Origin of the sequence: Streptomyces sp. KLMMK (assembly GCF_036961605.1) — a bacterium.
GTDB classification, from domain to species: domain Bacteria; phylum Actinomycetota; class Actinomycetes; order Streptomycetales; family Streptomycetaceae; genus Streptomyces; species Streptomyces telluris.
This window is the reverse complement of the sequence record NZ_JBAMDC010000038.1, coordinates 13,984-35,560: the sequence shown is the minus strand read 5'-3', so window position 1 is coordinate 35,560 and position 21,577 is coordinate 13,984. Positions and strand designations below refer to the sequence as shown.

The window sequence follows — 21,577 nt, the reverse complement described above, 5'->3', positions numbered from 1 at the left end:
CTCGCCGAGGAGCGCGAGCGCGAGCTCGCCGAGGCCCGTGCGTTCTGGGCCGCCCAGGAGGCCCGCGAGCTCGGCGGAGCCGGCGACGTCCCGTCCCTGTCCGGCCTGCCCGGCCTCGGCGACGACCTCGCCGAGGGCCCCTACGGCGGCCTCTACCTCCCCCGCCAGGCCGACCTCGTCGGCCTGGAGCCGCTGGCCGAGCTCGCCGGTCTGGCCGAGCTCGCCGAGTTCTCGGAGGCCGCGGCCGCCGAGGCCGAGGCCGCGGACTCCCCCGAGCTGGCCGCCGCCCGTCGCCGCCACCCCTCCCACCCCGACTTCTCGCCCGTGGCGGCCACCGGCGACCACGAGAGCACGGTGGAGCGGCTCGGCGAGCTCGCGGAGGCCCGCGTCCCGCTGACCGACGTGCGCCCCGGCCCGCTCGGCACGCTCGACGTCTACGTCTTCGCCGACGGCACCACCGTCTGCATGACCCCCGGCCACCGCGAGACCGCCGAGCGTCTCTCGGACGCCCTGGACGCCGGCGACGCCCCCGTCCTGCTGGGCGGCTCCGGGGTCTCCGGCGCGTACGCCCTGACCTTCGGTTGCGGGACGGAGAAGGTCTACGTCCTGGCGGACCGGGTGATCGCGTCGCTGTGACGGCGTGACGGGTTCGACGACGCGGCGCGTGCCCAGGTCAGGGATGCCCGCATCCCTGACTCCGCCGCGGCGGCGCGCCACCACGACGGCGGCACCCGGCTCGGTGCCGGGCCCGCCGGGCCCACCGGGCCCGTACGGCACCCGCTACAGGCCGCACCGCTTCGCCGCCGCCTCGATCAGCGCCACCGCCTCCGCCGCGCCGCCCCCCTGCGGCGCCCGCTCGGCGCCGTCGGCCGCGAGGGCCTCGGCCAAATCGTGACCGGCCACCGCCACTTGGTCGGCGACCGCGAACATCCCCGCTTCGGGCATTTCCCTCGGCACCACGGTCCCAGGTTCCTCGATCCGCTGCGCCCGCACCGCCAGTTCCCGGGCGAGGGACAGCGCTTCCGCGGCCGCTCCCCTGCTCAGGCGGGACTGCGGCAGGGCACGCAGCCGGTCGGCGAAAGCGTCCACGGCGGCCAGAAGAGACGTCACATCATCCACAGCGCGAGCCTATGCGCCGTTGCGGGAGTGTTGCCAACGTCTGCACAGTCGGGCACGGTGACATGAAGGACCATCATTCGACGCGTCCGGAGGCGCCGATGTCCCACGTCTTCTCCGACGAGACCCACCGGAACCTGCTCTCCCGAATCCCCCATTGCACCGGCCGCGAAGTGGCCGACTGGCTGCGCACGGTCGAGGAAGGCCCTTCTCTCTTCCGCTTCGAGGAGAAGGTCAGCTGGCTGCGCGGAGAGCACGACCTCGCATATGGCCACGCCAAGGCGATCGTCCACGAGTACGACCTCCGGCGGGCCGCCCGGAAGCTTCTGTAGCGCGGCGCCCACCGCACTCCGCACGGGGCGGACGACACCCCCGTTCGTCCGCCTGATGCGGATCCGAAGGCGCATACGGCAAAGGGCCCGGGAAATCCTCCCGGGCCCTTCGCTCACAGAGATCGTTCACCGGCGCCGTTCTCCGACTGCATTCACTGCCGACCGGCTAGTCCTCGTTGAGGATGCCGATCAGCTGCAGCATCTGGATGTAGATCCACACCAGCGAGACCGTGAGGCCGAAGGCCGAGAACCACGACTCCTCGCGGGGCGCACCGTACTGAATGCCGTCCTCGACCTGCTTGAAGTCGAGCGCGAGAACGGCCGCGCCGATCAGCACGCCGACGACGCCGACGACGATGCCCAGCCAGCCCGTGCGCAGGCCGAGGCCGTCGCCGCCGCCGATCACGGCGAACAGCATGTTCACCATCATCAGCAGGACGAAGCCGATCACGGCGGCCGTCACGAAGCGGGTGAAGCGGCGGTTGACGCGGATCAGGCGGGTCTTGTACGCGATGAGCACGCCGACCGAGACGAGCATCGTGCCGAGCACGGCCTGGACCGGGGCGCCCTGCGCGTAGTGGTTGAAGGCCTTGCTGACCACGCCGAGGAAGAGGCCCTCGAACGCGGCGTACGCGAGGATCACCGCGGGGACCGGCTTGCGCAGGAAGATCGACTGGGCGAAGCCCAGGAGCATCGCGACGAAGCCGGCGCCGTAGCCGAGCGCGACCGGGACGTTCAGCCCCCAGCCGACGGCCGCGGCCAGGATGACCGTGCCGAGCGTCATGCCGGTGCGCATGACGACGTCGTCCATCGTCATACGGCCCGTGGCGGCGGGGGCCTGCGGATAGCCCTGCTGGAGATCCGGGCCGCCCTGGGCGTAGGGGTTGGTGGCGTACGGGTTGGCGGGCTGCTGCGCGTACGGATTGTTCGCGTACGGGTTGCCCTGGGCCGCGGTCCCGGCCTGCGGCGCCGCGTTGAAGCCCGCGTAGCCGTTGTTGCCGCGGAACCGCCGCGAGAAGACCGGGTTGCTGCTCCTCATCCTCACTCCATCCATGGCCACCCTGCGCGGCCTTGCGACCAAGAGTAATAGGTAGGCAAAAGAATGCGCTCGTGCTTGGGAAGGATCTTTTCCGGCGCACCCTCCCCCACCACTAGGGGGAGAACGCAAACGGGCGGCACCCGGTTCCCTACGGAGAGTGGGGGACACAGAGCAGGTGAGTGCCCGGAGCCGGACTTGAACCGGCACGGCCCGAAGGGCCAGCGAGGTTTAAGCTCGCCGTGTCTGCATTCCACCATCCGGGCAGCGCTCTCGGGCGTACAGGCAGGGAAAGGCGCGCGAGCCTCCCTGGTAAGAGGAGAGCAGGACGAGCCTAGCCGGGGAGCGCCCCCCAAACAGCGGAACGATGACCCGAGGTTGTCTTATTTTATTGGCAACTGAGGGTGCATCAGTGCAGGAACGACGCCAAAGGCACATGCCACGGGCCGATACCGCCCGTTCACCGGGGGACGCCGGGCGGCCTGCGGAATTGTCGCAATCTCGCCGCCCCGTCCCCCGGGCCCGGGGCCGCCTCCGGGGCGGTGCCCGGCGTCATACCCAAGGAGGAGGAGCGCCCTCCCGGGTCAGACCGAGGTCTGCCCCGGGAACGGGAGCTGGGTCTGATCCCGGGAGGCCGCGCGGCACGGACGATGGAGGAGTACCCACAACCGTCGTCCCGACAGGAGTCCGCCCCGTGACCACCTCCCCCTACGGCGTCCAGACCGCCGCCCGCCCCACGGCAGTGGCGGCCCGCGCCACGGGCCTCTCCAAGGTCTACGGACAGGGCGAGACCCAGGTGGTCGCCCTCGACGCGGTCTCCGTCGAATTCCGGCAGGCCGAGTTCACCGCGATCATGGGCCCCTCGGGCTCCGGCAAGTCCACGCTGATGCACTGCATGGCGGGCCTGGACTCGGTCTCCGGCGGCTCGGCCACGATCGGCGACACCGAGCTGACCACGCTCAACGACAAGAAGCTCACGCGGCTGCGGCGCGACAAGATCGGCTTCATCTTCCAGGCGTTCAACCTCCTCCCGACGCTGACCGCGCTGGAGAACATCACCCTGCCGATGGACATCGCCGGCCGGAAGCCCGACCGCCAGTGGCTGGACATGGTCGTCGAGACCGTCGGCCTCTCCGGGCGCCTCAAGCACCGCCCCAACCAGCTCTCCGGCGGTCAGCAGCAGCGCGTGGCCGTCGCCCGCGCCCTCGCCGGCAAGCCCGAGATCATGTTCGCGGACGAGCCCACCGGAAACCTCGACTCGCGCTCCGGCGCCGAGGTCCTGGGCTTCCTGCGCAACTCGGTGCGCGAGCTCGGCCAGACCGTCGTCATGGTCACCCACGACCCCGTGGCCGCGTCCTACGCCGACCGCGTGGTCTTCCTCGCCGACGGCCGCATCGTCGACGAGATGCGCGAGCCCACCGCGGACGCGGTCCTCGACCGCATGAAGCGCTTCGACGCCAAGGGCCGCACGAGCTGAGAGACGGCTCCGCCGCTTCCCAGCCTCCCGACGACGGCCCGGCACGGGCCCACTCCCCCAGGACACACAGACCATGTTCCGTACCGCCTTGCGCAACGTGCTCGCGCACAAGGCCCGGCTGCTGATGACCGTACTCGCCGTGATGCTCGGCGTGGCCTTCGTCTCCGGCACCCTGGTCTTCACCTCGACCATCTCCGACGCCTACCGGAAGAGCTCCCAGAAGGGCTACGACAAGGTCGACGTCGCCGTCCAGCCCCGTCACCAGGACGGCGAGGACGGCAAGCCCGGCGAGACCCCCCGGCTCAGCCAGGGCCTGCTGGACCGGGCCGCCAAGGTGCCCGGCGCGGCCTCCGCCACCGGCTCCGTCAACGGCTTCGCGGCGATCGCCGACAAGCACGGCAAGCTGATAGGCGAGGGCTTCTCCTCCTCCGGCGCCAACTACTACCCGGGCCCCGGCGGCAAGGACGCCCGCTACCCCATGAAGAGCGGCCGCGCGCCGCAGGGCTCCGGTGAGATCGCCCTCGACGCCAGGACCGCCGAGCGCGCCGGCTACAAGGCCGGCGACACCGTCCGGATCTCCGTCGACGGCCCCGTGCTCTCGCAGAAGATCACCGGCATCTTCACCACGGACGACGGTGCCGTCTCCGCCGGTGGCAGCCTGGCCCTCTTCGACACCCCGACCGCGCAGAAGCTCTACGGCAAGCCCGGCGAGTTCAGCCAGATCGACGTGAAGGCCGCCGCCGGCACCTCGCAGACCGCGCTGAAGTCCGCCGTCGACAAGGTCCTGCCGAAGGACGCGAAGTCGGTCACGGGCAAGGAGCTGGCCGACGACGAGGCGAAGATCATCGCGCAGAGCATGGACGGCATGCGGACCAGCCTCCTGGTCTTCGCCGGCATCTCGCTCTTCGTCGGCATCTTCATCATCGCCAACACCTTCACCATGCTGGTCGCCCAGCGCACCAAGGAGCTGGCCCTGATGCGCGCGGTCGGCGCGAGCCGCCGCCAGATCACCCGCTCCGTGCTGATCGAGGCGTTCGTCGTGGGCGCGGTCGCCGGTATCGCCGGACTGATCGCGGGCATCGGCATCGGCGCCGGCCTGCGCTCGCTCATCAGCAGCACGGGCAACAGCATCCCCGACGGCCCGCTGGTGATCGCCCCGAACACGGTCCTGGTCTCGCTGGTCGTCGGCATCGTCGTCACGATGCTGGCCGCCTGGCTGCCCGGCCGCCGCGCCGCCAAGATCCCGCCGGTCGCCGCGATGAACAGCATCCACGCCGTGGCCACCACCAAGTCCCTGGTCGTGCGCAACAGCATCGGCGGCGCCATCACCGCCCTCGGCGCGGCCGTCGTGCTGACGGCGAGCAGCTCCACCGTGCTGGGCCTGGGCGCGGCCGTCGTCCTCATCGGCATCTTCGTCCTGACCCCGCTGCTGTCCCGCCCGGTGATCGCCGCGTGGGCCCCGCTGCTGCGCCTGTTCGGCATGCCCGGCAGGCTCGCCCGGCAGAACGCCGTGCGCAACCCGCGCCGCACCGCCGCGACCGCCTCCGCGCTGATGATCGGCCTCACCCTGATCACCGGTCTGACCGTGATCGCGGGCAGCGTCCAGAAGGCCATCGACAAGATGGCCACGGAGTCCCTCAAGGCCGACTACGTCGTCTCCATGGCGAGCATGACCCCGCTCTCCCCGGACGTGGAGAAGAAGCTCGCCGCGCACCCCGACGTCACGGCCACCAGCCCGATGCGTCAGTCCCCGGCCCGCATCGACGGCGACCACCAGCTGCTCAGGGGCGTCAACGGCGAGGCCGTCGAGAAGCTGGCGAAGCTGGACTTCACCTCGGGCAGGTTCACCGTCGCCGGTGACAAGGTCGTCATCGACGACGCCCTCTCCCGCATCAACCGCTGGAAGACCGGCTCGTCCTTCGACGTGACCTTCGAGGACGGCAAGAAGGGCCGTCTGACGGTCGCCGGCGTCTACAAGGGCAACGACCTGATGCGCGGCATCATGGTCGACAACCGGACCCTGACCCCGCACCTGAGCGAGATCAACGACAACCAGGTGATGGTCAAGACCAAGAACGGCGCCGGCGAGGCCGTCAAGGACTCTCTGCGCAAGGCCCTCGGCGACAACCCCGCCATTCAGATCCAGACCAAGCAGGACATCTCCGACGGCATCTCCAGGATGATCAATCTCCTGCTGAATATGCTGTACGGCCTGCTGGCCATGGCCGTGATCGTCGCCGTCCTCGGCGTCATCAACACCCTGGCCATGTCCGTCTTCGAGCGCCAGCAGGAGATCGGCATGCTGCGCGCCATCGGCCTGGACCGCAAGGGCATCAAGCGGATGGTCCGTCTGGAGTCGCTGGTCATCTCGCTCTTCGGCGGCGTGATGGGCGTGGGCCTGGGCGTCTTCTTCGGCTGGGCCGCGGGCGACCTCATCCGCAAGGGTCTGAGCACCTACGAGCTCGTGCTCCCGTGGGGCCGGATGGGCCTGTTCCTGCTGCTGGCCGCGGTGGTCGGCGTGCTGGCCGCGCTGTGGCCGGCCCGCCGGGCGGCGAAGCTGAACATGCTGTCCGCCATCAAGGCGGAGTAGCCGGCACGCACGGACCGGCACGCACGGAAGAGGGGCCCCGCGGCAGTGCGCCGCGGGGCCTCCGCGCGTCTAGCGCCAGTTGCGCGCCCGCAGCGGCATCCCCGCCGCTCCCGTCCCGGGCGTACGGACCGCCAGCACCTGGTTGACGCCGATCCTGTTGCGCTCGAAGGACAGTGCCGAGGCGGCCATGTACAGCCGCCAGACCCGGGCGCGGCCGGCCGAGGTCAGCCGCACGGCCTCCTGCCAGTTCTGCTGGAGGTTGACCACCCACTGGCGCAGCGTCAGGGCGTAGTGCTCGCGCAGCGACTCCACGTCGCGCACCTCGAACCCGGCCTCCTCCAGCTGGGCGACGGTCCGCCCCACGGGGGCGAGCTCGCCGTCGGGGAAGACGTAGCGGTCGATGAACTCGTCGACCTCGTACGCCTCCTCGTCCCGCAGGGGGCGGCGGGCGATCTGGTGGTTGAGCAGCCGGCCGCCGGGCTTCAGCAGCGCGTACAGGTCGGCGGCGTACTCGGCGTAGAGCGCGGAGCCGACGTGCTCGGCCATGCCGATGGAGGAGACGGCGTCGAAGGGGCCGTCGGAGATCTCGCGGTAGTCCTGGACCCGGATCTCGATGCGCTCCGTCAGACCCGCCTCGGCGACCCGCTTGCGGGCGTAGGCGGCCTGCTCCTCGGAGAGGGTGATGCCGACGGCGCTCACCCCGTACTCGCGGGCCGCGTGGAGCACCATCGAGCCCCAGCCGCAGCCGACGTCGAGGAGGCGCTGCCCGGGCTGGAGGTCGAGCTTGCGGCAGACGAGGTCGAGCTTGGCGCTCTGGGCCTCCTCAAGGGTGGAGGCTCCGTCCCCCTCGCTCCCCCAGTAGGCGCAGGAGTAGACCATGGAGGGGCCGAGGACGCGCTCGTAGAAGGTGTTGCCGACGTCGTAGTGGTGGCTGATGGACTGCTTGTCGCGGCGCAGGGTGTGCAGGGGGCCGCCGGTCCTGCGGGCCTCCTCGCGGGGCGGCCGGGGCGGCAGCCCGGGGCCGGCCAGTTTGAGGAGCTCGCCGCCCGCGGCGCGCAGGCGCGGGTCGCGCACGGCCGAGAGGAGGGCGGCGAGGCCGGAGCGGCGCGATTCCTCGCCGCGTTCCCAAAGGGAGCCTGCCAGGAGCTCGAGCGCCTCGTAGAGATCGCCCTCGACGTCGATGTCGCCCGCGACCCAGGCGCGGGCGAGGCCCAGCTCGCCCGGCTTCCACAGCAGCCGGCGCAGGGCGCGGCGGCGGCGGACGACCAGGACGGGGGCACCGGATGAGCCCGGGGGGCCGTACTCGCTGCGGTCCCAGGCGCGGATCCGGACCGGGAGCGGGGCTCCCAGGACCTCTTCCGCGAGCGCGGTGAGCCGTCGAGCGGCGTCGGCCATGTCGCACACACCTCCATGATGCAAGGTCAGGAGAAACGTTCAACTGACACCTAAACACCAAGAGTCGGCACGGTAGTCCCGTTCAGTCAGATTAGATCAACTGTCGGTGGCCGGGCATACGACAAAGGCGCCCACCCCACGGATTGGTGGACGCCGTTGCCGACTGGTTGACCGCGGCCGAGCCGCGACCGCCGTTAGGAGGCCTTCGCCTTCTCCGAGGGAACGGAGTCGGCCTTGGGCTGCGGGGCCGGCTTCGCGGCCTCGTAGAACTCCTCGCGGGGGTTCTCCATGGCGCGCAGCGAGACGACCTCGCGCTTGAGGAACATGCCGAGGGTCCAGTCCGCGAAGACGCGGATCTTCCGGTTCCAGGTCGGCATGGCCAGACCGTGGTAGCCACGGTGCATGTACCAGGCGAGACGGCCCTTGAGCTTGATCTTCATCTTGCCCATGACGATCATCGCGACGCCCTTGTGGAGGCCGAGGCCCGCCACCGCACCCTTGTTGGCGTGCTTGTACTCGGTCTGCGCGGCCGAGAAGCCCCGCATCGCCGAGATGACGTTGTCGCCGAGGACCTTGGCCTGGCGCAGCGCGTGCTGGGCGTTCGGCGGGCACCAGGCGTTCTCGTTGCCCGCGGCGCGGCCGACGAGGTCCGGAACCTGGGCGTTGTCGCCAGCGGCCCAGATGTAGTCGGTGCCGTTGACCTGGAGGGTCGGCAGGGTGTCGACGTGACCGCGCGGGCCGAGCGGCAGGCCGAAGCGGGCCAGCGCCGGGTTGGGCTTGACGCCCGCGGTCCACACGATGGTGTTGGAGTCGACCTCGAGGCCGTTCTTCAGCACGACGTGGCCGTCGACGCAGGAGTCCATCGACGTCGAGAGGTGAATCTCGATGCCGCGGCTCTCCAGGTGGGCCTTGCCGTACGCGCCGAGCTTGGGGCCGACCTCGGGGAGGATCTTGTCGGCGGCGTCGACGAGGACGAACCGCATGTCCTCGCGCTTGACGTTGGGGTAGTACTTGGCGGCGTCGCGCGCCATGTCCTCGACCTCGCCGATGGTCTCCGCACCCGCGAAGCCGCCGCCGATGAAGACGAAGGTCAGCGCCTTGCGGCGGATCTCCTCGTCGGTCGTCGAGTCGGCCTTGTCGAGCTGCTCGAGGACGTGGTTGCGCAGGCCGATGGCCTCCTCGACGCCCTTCATGCCGATGCCGTTCTCGGCGAGGCCGGGGATCGGGAAGGTGCGGGAGACGGCGCCGAGCGTGACGATCAGGTAGTCGAAGGGCAGCTCGTACGCCTCGCCGACGAGCGGCGCGACGGTGGCGACCTTGCGGTCCTGGTCGATGGTGGTGACGCGGCCGGTGAGGACCTCCGCCTTGGGGAGCACGCGTCGCAGCGGCACCACGACGTGGCGGGGGGAGATGCTGCCGGCAGCTGCTTCGGGCAGGAAGGGCTGGTAGGTCATGTACGAACGCGGGTCGACGACCGTGACGGTCGCCTCGCCGTACCGCATCTTCTTGAGGATGCGGCGCGCCGCGTACAGGCCGACGTACCCACCGCCTACTACGAGGATCCGTGGACGCTCCGTGGTGCTCATGATTCGAGTATCCAGCACTCTCCACGGGCATGCTCGTGAGCCCCTTCACAAGGGGTCGAAGGGTATCTGCTACACTCCGCCGCCACCGTGACCCATGCCATACGCCCGTAAGGGAACCAGTTGACCGGCGGGCACGTTGTGAACCCCTGTTGAACTGGCCTTGCGGGTCTCAAGTTGACTAGACCACTGCCACGCCGACGATCACATAAGCGGCTCTTTAACCCGCCCGAAACCGGACGGCATCCCACCGCAGAGGGCTCCGGGGGCCCCGGAAGGGCCCAACAGGCCCCTTCGCGCCGCCAACGCTCCCTTTTTTCATGTGAAGGATTTCACGAACTTTTTCCCGGAGGCCCCCGAAGGGGCCTCCTCGGGCCGCCTTCTCAGGCGACGCTCCAGGCGATTCCATCCAGAATGTCGTGTTCGCTGACGACGACCTCGTGGGCCCCCACGCGCTCCATGACGGCCTGCAGGACGAGCGCCCCGGCGCAGATCACGTCGACCCGGCCCGGGTGGATCACGGGGATCGCCGCACGCTGCTCATGCGTCGCGGCGAGCAGCTTCCCGGTGATCTCCCGGACCTGCTCCAGGGAGATCCGCGCGTGGTGGATGCGCGTCCAGTCGTACTCGGTCAGGCCCAGCGCGATCGCCGCGACCGTGGTCACCGAGCCGGCGAGGCCGACGAGCGTACGGGCCTCTTCCAGCGGGACGGTCTCCTCGGCGAGGTCCAGCGCGGCCTCGATGTCCGCGCGTATCGCCGCGATGCGCTCCGGGGTCGCCGGGTCCACCACGGCGCCGTCCGCCACGAGGTGGCGCTCCGTCATGCGCACGCAGCCGACGTCGACGCTGCGCGCCGCCCGGACGTGCTCCTCGCCGACGACGAACTCCGTGGAGCCGCCGCCGATGTCCACGACGAGGAACGGCCTGGCCAGGTCGTCCCGGCCGGAGAGCTCCTTGGTGGCGCCGGTGAAGGAGAACTCGGCCTCCTGGTCACCGCTGATCACCTCGGGCTCCACGCCCAGGATGTCCACCACGCCGCGCACGAAGTCCGCGCGGTTCTCGGCGTCCCGCGAGGCGGAGGTGGCGACGAACCGCACGCGCTCGGCCTTCAGGTCGCGGATGACCTCCGCGAACTCCCGGCAGGCCGCGAAGGTCCGCTCCAGGGCCTCCTCCGCCAGCCGGCCCGTGCGGTCCACGCCCTGCCCCAGGCGGACGATCGTCATCCGGCGGTCGAGCTCGGTGAACGCACCGGTCGCCGGGTCGAGATCGGCGACGAGGAGCCGGATGGAGTTGGTGCCGCAGTCGACGGCGGCGACGCGGGTCACTTCTCGTCACCCCCGCACGGCGTGACGCACGGGCCCTTGGCCCACCACTCCGGCAGCAGCGCCAGCGCCTCGTCGCCGAAGGGGTTCACGCCCGGGCCCGCCACCAGCGAGTGACCCACCAGGACGTGCAGGCACTTGACGCGGTCGGGCATGCCGCCCGCGCTCGGGAAGCCCTCCAGGACCTCGATCGCGTCGCGGCGGCGGAGGTAGTCCTCGTGCGCGGCGCGGTAGGCGGCGGCCAGCTCCGGGTCGGTCGCCAGCCGGTCCTGCATCTCCTTCATCAGGCCCGAGCCCTCCAGCGTGCCGATCGCGGAGGCGGCGCGCGGGCAGGTCAGGTAGTACGTCGTCGGGAACGGCGTGCCGTCCGGCAGCCGGGGCGCGGTCTCGACCACGTCCGGCAGGCCGCAGGGGCAGCGGTGGGCGATGGCGCGCAGTCCGCGCGGCGGGCGGCCCAGCTGCTCCTTGAACGCCTCGATGTCGGCGTCGGTGGGCTCGGTGGACTCGGTCTGGGGCGGAGGGGTGTCCATGTGCTCGCTCGTGTCGTCTTCGCTCGGTGGTGTCGGCAGGTCGTGCGGGAGGCGGGTCGTGCAGAAGGAAGGAGAGGGGCCGGCGGGCGCGGTCAGCGCGGGGTGTCCGCGGCGTCCACACCGTCCCACAGGTTGCTGTACCAGGGGCGGTCGGCGGCGCCCTGGTCGCGCGGGCGCCGGGCGGTGCCACTGCCGTCGACCACGCTGTAGCCGGTCTCCCCGGGGTGCAGGTAGTGCAGGTGCTCGCGCGCCTGCTGCTCGACGTACGCCGGGTCCTCCAGCCGCGCCTTCTCGTCCTCCAGCCGCTTCACCTGCTCGCGGGCGCGCTCGGACTGGCGGCGCTGATCGGCGATGTCGGAGCGCTGGGTGACCCACTGGCGCATGGGATAGGCGAGGGCGACGACCAGCGAGCACACCACGAGCGCCAGCAGCGCCGCACGGCCGGTGAGCCGGCTGCGGCGCGGGCCCCGCGCGCGGTAGACGCGGGCCGTGGGGCCCTGGACGAGCACCGAGCCGAGTGCCCTGAGTCTGGTCGCGGTGGAGCGTTCCGCCGCCACTTCGCCTCCCCGAGGTCCTGGTCGCCCGCAGCCTCGCTACGAACGTACGTCCCCGGCCACGGTACGGGACCGTGGCCGGGGACGTGGTGAGGCTGCTCCCCTGAGGCCGTGTCAGGCCTGCGGGTGCCGGCCCGCGGTGTCCTCGTGTCAGCCCTTGAAGCGCGGGAAGGCGCTGCGGCCGGCGTAGACCGCGGCGTCGTCCAGGATCTCCTCGATGCGCAGGAGCTGGTTGTACTTGGCGACGCGCTCGGAGCGGGCCGGGGCACCGGTCTTGATCTGGCCGCAGTTGGTGGCGACGGCCAGGTCGGCGATGGTGACGTCCTCGGTCTCGCCGGAGCGGTGGGACATCATGCACTTGAAGCCGTTGCGCTGGGCCAGCTCGACGGCGTCCAGGGTCTCGGTCAGCGAGCCGATCTGGTTGACCTTGACCAGCAGGGCGTTGGCGGCGCCCTCCTCGATGCCGCGGCCGAGGCGCTCGGGGTTGGTGACGAACAGGTCGTCGCCGACGAGCTGGACCTTGTCGCCGAGCTTCTCGGTGATGGTCTTCCAGCCGTCCCAGTCGTCCTCGAACAGCGGGTCCTCGATGGAGACGAGCGGGTACGCCGCGACGAGCTCGGCGTAGTAGTCCGTCATCTCGGCGGCCGTGCGGTCCTGGCCCTCGAACTTGTAGACGCCGTCCTTGTAGAACTCGGAGGCGGCCACGTCGAGCGCGAGCGCGATGTCCTGGCCGGGGGTGTAGCCGGCCTGCTTGATGGCCTCGAGGATGAGGTCGAGGGCCTCGCGGTTGGAGCCGAGGTTCGGCGCGAAGCCGCCCTCGTCGCCCAGACCGGTGGACAGGCCCTTGGTCTTCAGGACCGACTTGAGGGTGTGGTAGACCTCGGTGCCCCAGCGCAGGGCCTCGGAGAAGGACTCCGCGCCGATCGGCGCGATCATGAACTCCTGGATGTCCACGTTGGAGTCGGCGTGCGACCCACCGTTGAGGATGTTCATCATCGGAACGGGCAGCAGGTGCGCGTTCGGGCCGCCCAGGTAGCGGAAGAGCGGCAGGTCGGACGCCTCGGAGGCGGCGTGCGCGACGGCCAGGGAGACGCCCAGGATGGCGTTGGCGCCGAGCGAGCCCTTGTTGTCGGTGGCGTCCAGGTCGAACATGGCCTGGTCGATCAGGCGCTGCTCGGTGGCGTCGTAGCCGACGAGCTCCGGGCCGATCTGCTCGATGACGGCGAGGACGGCCTTCTCGACGCCCTTGCCCAGGTAACGGTTCTTGTCACCGTCACGGAGCTCGATGGCCTCGAAGGCGCCGGTGGAGGCGCCGGACGGCACGGCGGCACGGCCCGTGGAGCCGTCGTCGAGGCCGACCTCGACCTCGACCGTGGGGTTGCCTCGCGAGTCGAGGATCTCGCGAGCTACGACGACGTCGATGGACGGCACGAGGGTCTCCTTCGTGTGTGTCTGTGGTTCTGCAGCACGAGCCTAACGGGCCCCGGAGGCTCGCCTCGCCGTTGGACCGCTTTCCCGGGCCGGAAAAGCCTAAAAAACAGCACAAAAGCCCAGAACACCGTATGTATGGCGGATCCGGAAACGGCTAAGCCCCGCTCCGGTGCGCGCTCGGGGCGGCGCATCGGAGCGGGGCGGTCCCGCCGGGAGCGGAGAAGGGCGGCCCACCGGAGCGGGCCGCCCTGCCGGATCAGCTGAGGTGCAGCTTCTGGCCGACGTAGATCACGTCCGCGTCCTGGACGATGTCCTTGTTGCGGTCGTACAGCTTCTGCCAGCCGCCCTTGACGTGCTGAGCCTCGGCGATCTTGGAGAGGGTGTCGCCCTCCTTGACCTCGTACTCGCCGTTGCCGACCTTGTAGGACTGCCCGCCCGGGGCGGTCCGCTTCGGGGCCGGGACCTCGTCGCGCTCGGTGGCCTGCGGCGCGGAGTGCTTCGGCGTGGTCTTCTTCGGCGCGGCCTGGCGCTCGCTGCGGTCCGCGTGGGACTTGCCCGAGACGGTGCCGCCGGTGCGGGAGGACTTGGTGGACTTGCTGACCGAGCCCGAACCGGACGGGTCGACGTTCGCCTTCGGGCCGCCGGCCGTCAGGCCGCCGGGACCGGCACAGCCCCAGGCGCCCGGGCCCTGCATGGCGAGCAGCTTCTCGGCCACGGCGATCTGGGCGCTCTTGGAGGCGTGGTCGGCGCGGTCGGCGTACTTCTGGCCGCCGGCGGCGTTCCAGGAGGACTGCGAGAACTGCAGACCGCCGTAGTAGCCGTTGCCGGTGTTGATGGACCAGTTGCCACCGGACTCGCACTGGGCGACCTTGTCCCACGTCGAGACGGAGGCGGCGTTGGCGGAGGTGGCGACCATCAGCGGGGCGGCGACAGCTGCACCGGTGACACCGGCGAGCGTGAAGATGCGGACGGCCTTGGACGGACGACGGTGCTTGCCCTTGGACATAAGTCGTTTCCTCACCGACGCCTACGAGGTGAGCTGTCGGGTTCGGGCTGTGAGTTCGCCCGGCTTCGTGTGCGAGCACACTCGGCTTCACCCCTAGCCGGTCCCGGACCCGCGGCTTTCGCCGAGGAGCCGTTTCCGGCGCCTACCTTGGTTCCCCCGCTCCTGCCTACGGCGCTTGCGCGACGACTCCCCCGATCGCCGGCAGGATTCGGCGTGGCGACCGTGGTGCCCGCGGTGGCGAGCGGACACGACGGTAAACACAGTCGCGGCAAGGGTTCAAACCCCTCTTTCCAGCCACAGTTGCCCCTGGCTACCCAGGGGAACATCGCGTTTCCGCAGGTGAGAGACGGTTTGCCAGTTTCGGGAAGACCGCATTCCGCCACCGGGCAAAGAGACCCATGTCTCACTTTCGACTGGAACGGACATTCGCCGCGAACTGCCGGTCTATTTACCGACCTCGAGCCTCTGACCAGGACGGATCAGGTCGGGATCGGTTCCGACCGCTTTCTCATTGCGCTGATACAGAGACTGCCAACCCCCCTTGACCGCATGCTGCTCGGCGATGGCTGACAGGTTGTCACCGGGGCGCACGGTGTAGTCGGTGGGCGTGGGGCTGCCGGTGCGGGCATCGCCACCGCCCCGCGACGTACGGCCCTCGTCCTCCGAACGCGACGGGTCGGCACGGTGCTTGCCCGTACCCGTGCCGCCCTCGCCGGGCAGCTGCCCCGCAGGCGAACCGGAATCGCCGGCAGCGGGTGTGGCGGAACCGTCCGGGATCCGGGTCGGGTCGTCCGTGGGGGACGTCGAGGGCTTGCGGTGCCGGCCTTCCTGCGGCTCACCGGACTTCCCGTCGCCCGGCGTGCCCGAGGCGTCGGGTGACGGCGCGTCGGACGACGGGCTGCCGGAGGGCCGGCCGGACGGCTGACCGGAGGACTGGCCCGGCGACGGCCGGCCGGTCGACGGCTGCCCCGAAGGCTGCGTGGAGGGGTCGGCCGAGGGGCTCGTCGAGGAACCCGGCGACGGCTTTCCGGACGGCGAGGGAGACGTGGACGCGTCAGAAGGCTTGTCGTGCTCGGAGGGCTCGGACGGCTCGGACGGCGTGGAGTGCGAAGTGGTGCGCTCCGGGGCGCGTGAAGGCGTCGAGTCGCTCGCGGGGGCGTGTGTGCCGCCCGGGTTGACCTCCGCCGGGGTCCCGCCCGAGGTGAGGCCCGCGCTCGCCGCGCAGCTCGACCAGGGGCTGGTGCCTCTGCTCTCGAGGATCTGCTCGGCGACGGTGATCTGCTGCGCACGGCTGGCGAGGTCGGGCCGGGGGGCGTACTCGCGGCCGCCGTGGCGCTCCCAGAGGTCCTGGGTCAGCTGCAGTCCCCCGTAGGTCCCGTTACCGGAGTTGGCGCTCCACATGCCGTCGCTCTCGCACTGGGCCACACGGTCCCAGGTGCCGGCGTCGGCTGCCGACGCGCCGGTGGCCGCCAGCAGCGGCATGGCGATTCCGGAGGCGGTCACCCCCGCGGCGACCATGATGGCGGGTATCTGACGGGGGCGGCGATGTCGGCCGTTTCCGGGTCTCATGGGCGGTTGCCTCTCGTTCGGCGGCGAATGGTGGTTGAAGATAGCGACGGCCCACCGGAGTCACAAGCCGATGTAGCGGAGGTCACGCCGAGATCACGCCGACTGACGTGAGGTCAGGCGGGCGGCCCCTCCTGGGCGGTTGTGCCCGGAATGTCTTCAGGTGTAAAGGCCACGGGCAGGGTGCGCAGACCGCGCATGATGAGCCCGCCGCGCCACCGCAGCTCCTCCGGATCGGCCCCCAGCCGCAGGTCGGGAAGGCGCCTCAGCAGGGTCGCCAGAGCCGTCTGGCCCTCCAGGCGGGCGAGGGGCGCGCCCAGGCAGTAGTGGATGCCGTGGCCGTAGCCGAGGTGCTGGTTGTCGCGCCGGGAGAGGTCCAGCGCATCAGGGTCGGCGAAGCGCTCGGGGTCGCGGTCGGCGGCCGCGAGGACGACGAGGACGGGGTCGCCCTCGGCGATGCGCTGCCCGCCGATCGTCAGGTCCCGGGTGGCGAACCGCCAGGTCGCGAGCTCCACCGGTCCGTCGTAGCGCAGCAGTTCCTCGACCCCGGTCGCGAGCAGGCCCTCGTCGCCCTCGGCGAGGGCGCGCTGGAGACGCTCGCGCTGCTCCGGATTGCGCAGGAGGGCGTAGGTTCCGTTACCGATCAGGTTCACAGTTGTTTCAAAACCCGCAAAGAGCAGGATGAAGGCCATGGCCGCGGCCTCGTCCTCGGTGAGGTGCTCGCCGTGGTCACTCGCCCTGATCAGACCGGAGATGAGGTCTTCGCCGAGATCCTCCCTTTTACGGTGGATCAGCTCGGTCAGATAGCCCCGCATCTTCTTCACGGAGCGCGCCACTCCGCCGCGCGGCCCGCCGCCGTGGCGGATCATCATTCCCGCCCAGTCCCGGAAGTCGTCCTGGTCCTCGCGCGGCACGCCGAGCATGTCGCAGATCGCATAGATGGGGAGCGGGAAGGCGAACTCGTGGATGAGGTCGGCTTCCCCCCGGGCGGCGAAGCCGTCGATGAGCCGGTCCGTCAGCTCCTGCACCCGGGGCGCGAACTCGGCGACCCGGCGCGGGGTGAACGCCTTCGAGACGAGGCGGCGCAGCCGGGTGTGGTCCGGCGGGTCGATGTTGAGCAGGTGCGTCATCAGGTTGGCGCTGCGCTCGCCCGGGATGCCGACCTTGCCCTTGCCGTGGGCGGACTCGGAGTGGTGCACGGGGTTCTTCGACAGGCGCTGGTCGGCGAGCGCCTGGCGGGCATCGGCGTACCGGGTGACCAGCCACGCCTCCACGCCGCTGGGCAGCGCGGTGCGGTGCACCGGGGCGTGCTCGCGCAGCCACGCGTACGCGGGGTACGGGTCGGCGGCGAATTCCCAGGTGAAGAGGGGCGGGGCGGGCGGGACCGGCGAGGCGTTCTTGTCGTGCACCCCTTGACGCTACTAGGGGCGCGGCGGGGCGGCTCGGGCTCCGTGCCGGGCAGGGGCGGGCTCGGCTGGTGGCCGGGGCCGGGCTCGCTGGTGGCCGGGGCCGGGCTCAGTGGTGGCCGGGGCCGCCGCTGCCGAAGCCGCCGCTGCCGCCCGGGTTCCACTTCTTGCGCTCCTCGCTGAGCTCCTCGGGGTGGCTGCCGGGGTTGCGCACCTCGTGCGGCAGCACCCGCTCCCCGTTCGCCTCGGGGTGCAGCTCGTCCGCTTCACGGTGCTCGGTGACGTAGCCGACCCTGTTCTCCTCGTCGTCGTTGTGCCCCGGCCCGTGGTCGGGCGAGGTGGGCCCGGTGTCGTGCTCCTGCCGCGTCTGCCAGGCGCCCTGCCTGCGCTGCGGCTGGGACGGAGGCGGCGGTTCCTCGTCACGCTTCCGGAAGCCCTTGACCACGGCGACGATCAGCAGGGCGACGACGAAGAGGCCGACGATGAACTGGATGATCCCGCCGGCCCAGTGCGGGGCGGCGAGGTCGGCGAGGTGTACGTACTGAATGCGCATGCCATGCGGGTACCCGCCGACCGCCGGGACAAGTCGGTAAATAGGCTGAACGGGTGTCGGCGGCTCTCCCCCAGGGGAGAGCCAGGGGGAGCCGCTACACACCCTCCGCGGCGCGGATCGCGTCGCGGTACGTGCGGGCCGCGGCCCGCAGCGCCGTCTCCGGGTCCGTGCCCGCCGCCTCCGCCCGTACGGCCAGCGCCAGCAGCTCGTAGCCGATGCCGTCGCCGGCGGGCAGGGTGACGTCGAGGCCCTGCGAGCGCACCCGGGAGGCCAGCTTCGCGGCCAGGGCGAGCGCGGGCTGGCCGAGCGGCACGCCCTCGGTGACCGACTCGCGGCCCTTCTCCGCGTCCTTCGTGCGCATCCAGTGCGCCCGCACGTCCTCCGGCGTCTGCGCGGACTCCTCGCCGAAGACGTGCGGGTGCCGGTGGATGAGCTTGTCGACGATCACGCCGGCGACGTCGTCGACGGAGAACGGCTCGTCCGGGTCGTCCTGCGCGATCCGGGCGTGGAAGACGACCTGCAGCAGCACGTCGCCGAGCTCCTCGCGCAGCGCCTCGCGGTCACCGGTCTCGATGGCCTCCAGCAGCTCGTACGTCTCCTCCAGCGCGTACTTCGCGAGGTCCTCGTGGGTGCGGACCCCGCTCCACGGGCAGGCCACCCGGATCCGGTCCATGACCTGCACCAGGTCCAGCAGCCGGGCACCGGGCAGGTCGTACGAACCGGGCAGCAGCTCCAGCGCGGGCATCGTCTCCCGGCCGGAGCCGGCGAGCCGGGCCAGCCCGTCGGTGAGGGCGGACTCGCCCTCGGCGGAGGTGAGCACGACGGCGCTGCGCCGCCCGGTCGAACAGAAGTCGACCAGCTCGCGCGCCGTGGCCGAGCCGTGCTCGACCTCGACGCCGGCCTCCCGCAGGTACGGCAGCTGCGGGTGGCCGGCGTCGGCGCACAGCACCCGGTCGGCGGCGCGGAGCGCCTGCCACGCGGGCCAGGACAGCAGCCCCGGGGCGACCCGGTGGCTGGTGGTGAGCAGGACGATGCGGCCAGGTGCGGAGTCGTTCACGCGATCGAGCCTAGGGGACCGGGCCGGGCGCGGCGCACGCCGGGCGCCGGCAGGGCACGAGCGGGGCACGCATCACGCCGGGCGTGCGGCCCCGGCCTCCGCGGCGGACCGCAGCCACGGCTCCAGCGCGGACTGCGCGGTGCCGCGCTTGCCGTCCCACACCCCGTAGCGCGGATTGACGTCGACGTGGAGGGCGTCGGAGGTGCGCATCAGGATCTGGTTGGTGCGGGCGGCGCCGAACTTGCCGTCCAGCTTGGCGCGGACGAGGTCCACGGAGAGGGCCTGGTCGATCCGGTCGGGGGCGATGCCGAGGGCGAGGAACCGGGCGCGCACCGCCGAGGCCCCGCCGTTGGCGGCCTCGACGTCGGCGCGCTGGCGCTGCAGCTCCCGCCGGGTGACCGCGACGCCGTTGTCCTTGCCGGCCTTCTCCACGATCCGGTACTGGATGAGGCGGACCAGGGTGTCCTGGCCGAGCCGGGCGCTGTTCGCCGTCAGCTGCTCGCCCTGCGGGGAGGAGCGCTGCGCCTCGCGCACGTCCTCCACCTGGCGCTGCAGCTGCGAGACGGTGATCCGGTCGTCGCCCACGACGGCCGCGGCGCCCGGATGGGCCGTCTGCCCGCAGGCGGTCAGGAGCGGAGCCGCTGCGAGCAGCGCGGCGGCGGTGACGGAGAGCGCGGTCCTTCGGCGGATCATGAAGCCTCCCGGCGGCGGTCGTGCGACGGTGATCGACCTGCGTTGATCGATGGTAGGGAGTCCGGGTGGCGCGGGCCACCGATTCGACCAACGATTCGCGCGGCGCCGGGATGTGCGGGCGGCACCGCGGAGCTCAGGCCCCGACCGGTCCGAGCCACTGCAACGTGTGACGGATCTCCGGAACGGCTCTCGAAGCGCGGCAGGAGCGCGCGGTAGCCGCCCGAGCGCCGCCACGGCCTCGCCGAACCGCTGCACGGACCGGAAGACCGGCTGAACGGACGGGTTCCGAGAGAAGAACGACACATTCCAGCCGAACCGCCCACGGAGTCCATTCGTCTCTCAGAAAGGGGGCCGGGCGCCGGTGAGGCTCCGCGTATCTTTTCCGACAGTCATCCCTTAGTCGTCCCCCAGCCCCCGGAACAAAGGACTCCCCCATGGACTCGGCCGCCGCCACCGTTCCGGCACCGGGCGGGCCCGCGGCCGGGGCAGCGCCCGGCGACCGGCCCCGCGCCCAGGCCCTGCGGGCCCCGCGCCGGGATCCCTACTGGCTCGCCGGGATCCTCTTCGTCCTCTACGCCGCACTGTCCGTGTGCCGGCACCGCCGCATGCTCACCATGTCGTGGGACCTCGGCATCTTCGAGCAGGCCATCCGCGGGTACGCCCACCTCCAGGCGCCCATAGCCGACCTCAAGGGCCCGGGCACCAATATCCTCGGCGACCACTTCAGCCCGGTCACCGCGCTCCTCGCCCCCTTCTACCGGCTCTTCCCCGGCCCGGTCACCCTCCTCGTCGCCCAGGCCGCGCTCTTCGCCCTGTCCGCGATACCGGTCGCCCGGCTCGCCGCCGGGCTCCTCGGCCGCAAGCGCGGGCTGGCCGTCGGCATCGCCTACGGGCTGTCGTGGGGCGTGCAGCGCGCGGTCGACTTCGACTTCCACGAGATCGCCTTCGCGATGCCGCTGCTCGCCTTCTCCCTCGAAGCGGTGGTGCGCGGGCGCTGGCGGGCCGCGGTCTGGTGGGCCGTGCCCCTGGTCCTGGTCAAGGAGGACCTGGGCATCACCGCGGCGGCCATCGGCGTGGTCCTCCTGATCCGGCTGCGCGGCGCGAAGGCCCGCGGCGAGGGCGTCCCGCAGAGCGCGACCCCGCTCGCCGCCGGCCTGGTGGCCTTCGGCCTGGCGGCCGCCGCGATCACCTTCGGGCTGATCATCCCCGCCTTCAACACCAGCGGCGCCTACGACTACTGGAACAAGCTCGACGGCGGCGCCGGCCCCTCGCCCACGATCTCCGCCGACACCGCGATACGCACCCTGCTGTGGATCCTGCTGCCCACCACCGGGCTGCTGGCCGTGCGCTCCCCCGTCCTGATCGCCGCCCTGCCCACCCTGACGTGGCGGTTCGCCTCCCACGACGACCACTACTGGGGCACCGACTGGCACTACAACGCGGTGCTGATGCCCATCGTCTTCATCGCGCTCACGGACGCCCTGGCCCGGGCCCGGGAGAGCCGCCGCCCGTGGCTGCGCTCCTCCGCGCAGCACCTGCCCGGCGCGGTCCTGGCCGCCTCGCTCGCCCTGACCGCGTCCATGCCCCTGTACGCCCTGACCGAAGCCGGCACCTACCGCGTGCCGCAGAGCGTGCGCGCCGCCGAGCAGCTCCTGGAGCGCATCCCGGACGACGCGACCGTCGAGGCCGACATAGCCCCGATAAGCCGCCTCGCCGGCCGGTGCAGGGTCTTCTGGATCGGCGACACCCGCGGCATCACGCCGGACTACCTGGCCCTGCGGCTCGCCGACGGCAAGACGCCGGAAGACCTCGTCGCGGACGGCGAGCGGCTGCACCCCGGCGTGCGGTACGTCTTCCTCGGGGGCGAGGGGGGTTACGGGGTGCTCAAGAAGGCGGGGGCGGCCGCGTCCTAGCGCGGCCCGGCCCCGGT

Annotated in this window: 19 protein-coding genes, 1 tRNA gene and 1 riboswitch; of the genes, 5 read left to right on the top strand and 15 right to left on the bottom strand. The window is 71.5% G+C overall.

The features are described from left to right. The coding region (locus V7793_RS10220) for a hypothetical protein (protein ID WP_336004597.1) at positions 1 to 636 on the top strand (636 nt) is incomplete at its 5' end. Positions 637 to 780: 144 nt separating this feature from the next. Here V7793_RS10220 and V7793_RS10215 read toward each other — a convergent pair. Next, positions 781 to 1,119 (bottom strand): hypothetical protein, encoded by a 339-nt coding sequence (locus V7793_RS10215; protein ID WP_336004593.1) that lies wholly within the window; start codon positions 1,117 to 1,119, stop codon positions 781 to 783. 98 nt (positions 1,120 to 1,217) lie between these two features. Here V7793_RS10215 and V7793_RS10210 point away from each other — a divergent pair, with 98 nt between their 5' ends. Then, complete coding sequence (locus V7793_RS10210; protein ID WP_030365184.1) at positions 1,218 to 1,448, top strand: DUF4287 domain-containing protein; 231 nt, start codon at positions 1,218 to 1,220, stop codon at positions 1,446 to 1,448. 166 nt (positions 1,449 to 1,614) lie between these two features. On the opposite strand, the gene V7793_RS10205 is transcribed toward V7793_RS10210, so the two are convergent. Both V7793_RS10205 and V7793_RS10200 read right to left on the bottom strand, forming a co-directional pair. After that, on the bottom strand, positions 1,615 to 2,487 hold the full coding sequence (locus V7793_RS10205; protein WP_336004592.1) for a Bax inhibitor-1/YccA family protein: 873 nt from the start codon (positions 2,485 to 2,487) through the stop codon (positions 1,615 to 1,617). Positions 2,488 to 2,667: 180 nt separating this feature from the next. Continuing rightward, positions 2,668 to 2,750: transfer RNA gene (locus V7793_RS10200), tRNA-Leu, on the bottom strand. A 428-nt stretch (positions 2,751 to 3,178) separates the two neighbouring features. Between V7793_RS10200 and V7793_RS10195 the strand changes: the two genes are divergently transcribed. Together V7793_RS10195 and V7793_RS10190 are read left to right on the top strand one after the other, a co-directional pair. Further along, complete coding sequence (locus V7793_RS10195; protein ID WP_336004590.1) at positions 3,179 to 3,961, top strand: ABC transporter ATP-binding protein; 783 nt, start codon at positions 3,179 to 3,181, stop codon at positions 3,959 to 3,961. Between the two features lie 73 nt (positions 3,962 to 4,034). Beyond that, on the top strand, positions 4,035 to 6,551 hold the full coding sequence (locus V7793_RS10190) for an ABC transporter permease (RefSeq protein ID WP_336004586.1): 2,517 nt from the start codon (positions 4,035 to 4,037) through the stop codon (positions 6,549 to 6,551). A 69-nt stretch (positions 6,552 to 6,620) separates the two neighbouring features. On the opposite strand, the gene V7793_RS10185 is transcribed toward V7793_RS10190, so the two are convergent. The 12 genes from V7793_RS10185 to V7793_RS10130 form a co-directional block, all read right to left on the bottom strand. Further along, positions 6,621 to 7,946, bottom strand: a complete 1,326-nt coding sequence (locus V7793_RS10185) for a cyclopropane-fatty-acyl-phospholipid synthase family protein (protein ID WP_336004583.1) — start codon at positions 7,944 to 7,946, stop codon at positions 6,621 to 6,623. Positions 7,947 to 8,140: 194 nt separating this feature from the next. After that, positions 8,141 to 9,532 (bottom strand): NAD(P)/FAD-dependent oxidoreductase, encoded by a 1,392-nt coding sequence (locus V7793_RS10180; RefSeq protein WP_058046611.1) that lies wholly within the window; start codon positions 9,530 to 9,532, stop codon positions 8,141 to 8,143. A gap of 380 nt (positions 9,533 to 9,912) precedes the next feature. After that, positions 9,913 to 10,854: a Ppx/GppA phosphatase family protein gene (locus tag V7793_RS10175; RefSeq protein ID WP_336004580.1), complete on the bottom strand. Its 942-nt coding sequence runs from the start codon at positions 10,852 to 10,854 to the stop codon at positions 9,913 to 9,915. Then, on the bottom strand, positions 10,851 to 11,381 hold the full coding sequence (locus V7793_RS10170; RefSeq protein ID WP_336004578.1) for a DUF501 domain-containing protein: 531 nt from the start codon (positions 11,379 to 11,381) through the stop codon (positions 10,851 to 10,853). The genes V7793_RS10175 and V7793_RS10170 overlap by 4 nt, the downstream gene beginning before the upstream one ends. 92 nt (positions 11,382 to 11,473) lie before the next feature. Beyond that, on the bottom strand, positions 11,474 to 11,938 hold the full coding sequence (locus V7793_RS10165; protein WP_336004574.1) for an FtsB family cell division protein: 465 nt from the start codon (positions 11,936 to 11,938) through the stop codon (positions 11,474 to 11,476). Between the two features lie 147 nt (positions 11,939 to 12,085). Then, positions 12,086 to 13,366, bottom strand: a complete 1,281-nt coding sequence (eno, locus tag V7793_RS10160; protein WP_058046615.1) for a phosphopyruvate hydratase — start codon at positions 13,364 to 13,366, stop codon at positions 12,086 to 12,088. A 256-nt stretch (positions 13,367 to 13,622) separates the two neighbouring features. Then, positions 13,623 to 14,372 carry a transglycosylase family protein gene (locus V7793_RS10155; protein WP_336004567.1) on the bottom strand — a complete coding sequence of 250 codons (750 nt, stop codon included), beginning with the start codon at positions 14,370 to 14,372 and terminating at the stop codon, positions 13,623 to 13,625. Positions 14,373 to 14,375: 3 nt separating this feature from the next. Beyond that, a riboswitch (cyclic di-AMP (ydaO/yuaA leader) is annotated at positions 14,376 to 14,556 on the bottom strand. Positions 14,557 to 14,816: 260 nt separating this feature from the next. Next, complete coding sequence (locus V7793_RS10150) at positions 14,817 to 15,941, bottom strand: transglycosylase family protein (RefSeq protein WP_336004564.1); 1,125 nt, start codon at positions 15,939 to 15,941, stop codon at positions 14,817 to 14,819. 113 nt (positions 15,942 to 16,054) lie between these two features. Further along, on the bottom strand, positions 16,055 to 17,347 hold the full coding sequence (locus V7793_RS10145) for a cytochrome P450 family protein (RefSeq protein ID WP_336004561.1): 1,293 nt from the start codon (positions 17,345 to 17,347) through the stop codon (positions 16,055 to 16,057). Positions 17,348 to 17,453: 106 nt separating this feature from the next. Further along, on the bottom strand, positions 17,454 to 17,897 hold the full coding sequence (locus V7793_RS10140; RefSeq protein ID WP_336004557.1) for a DUF6479 family protein: 444 nt from the start codon (positions 17,895 to 17,897) through the stop codon (positions 17,454 to 17,456). 94 nt (positions 17,898 to 17,991) lie between these two features. Continuing rightward, positions 17,992 to 18,954: a nucleoside triphosphate pyrophosphohydrolase gene (locus tag V7793_RS10135; protein WP_336004553.1), complete on the bottom strand. Its 963-nt coding sequence runs from the start codon at positions 18,952 to 18,954 to the stop codon at positions 17,992 to 17,994. 72 nt (positions 18,955 to 19,026) lie between these two features. Further along, entirely contained in the window at positions 19,027 to 19,647 is a 621-nt protein-coding gene (locus tag V7793_RS10130; RefSeq protein ID WP_336004550.1) for a SurA N-terminal domain-containing protein, read from the bottom strand. 434 nt (positions 19,648 to 20,081) lie between these two features. Here V7793_RS10130 and V7793_RS10125 point away from each other — a divergent pair, with 434 nt between their 5' ends. Continuing rightward, on the top strand, positions 20,082 to 21,560 hold the full coding sequence (locus V7793_RS10125) for a DUF2079 domain-containing protein (RefSeq protein WP_336004547.1): 1,479 nt from the start codon (positions 20,082 to 20,084) through the stop codon (positions 21,558 to 21,560). Positions 21,561 to 21,577: the final 17 nt, after the last annotated feature.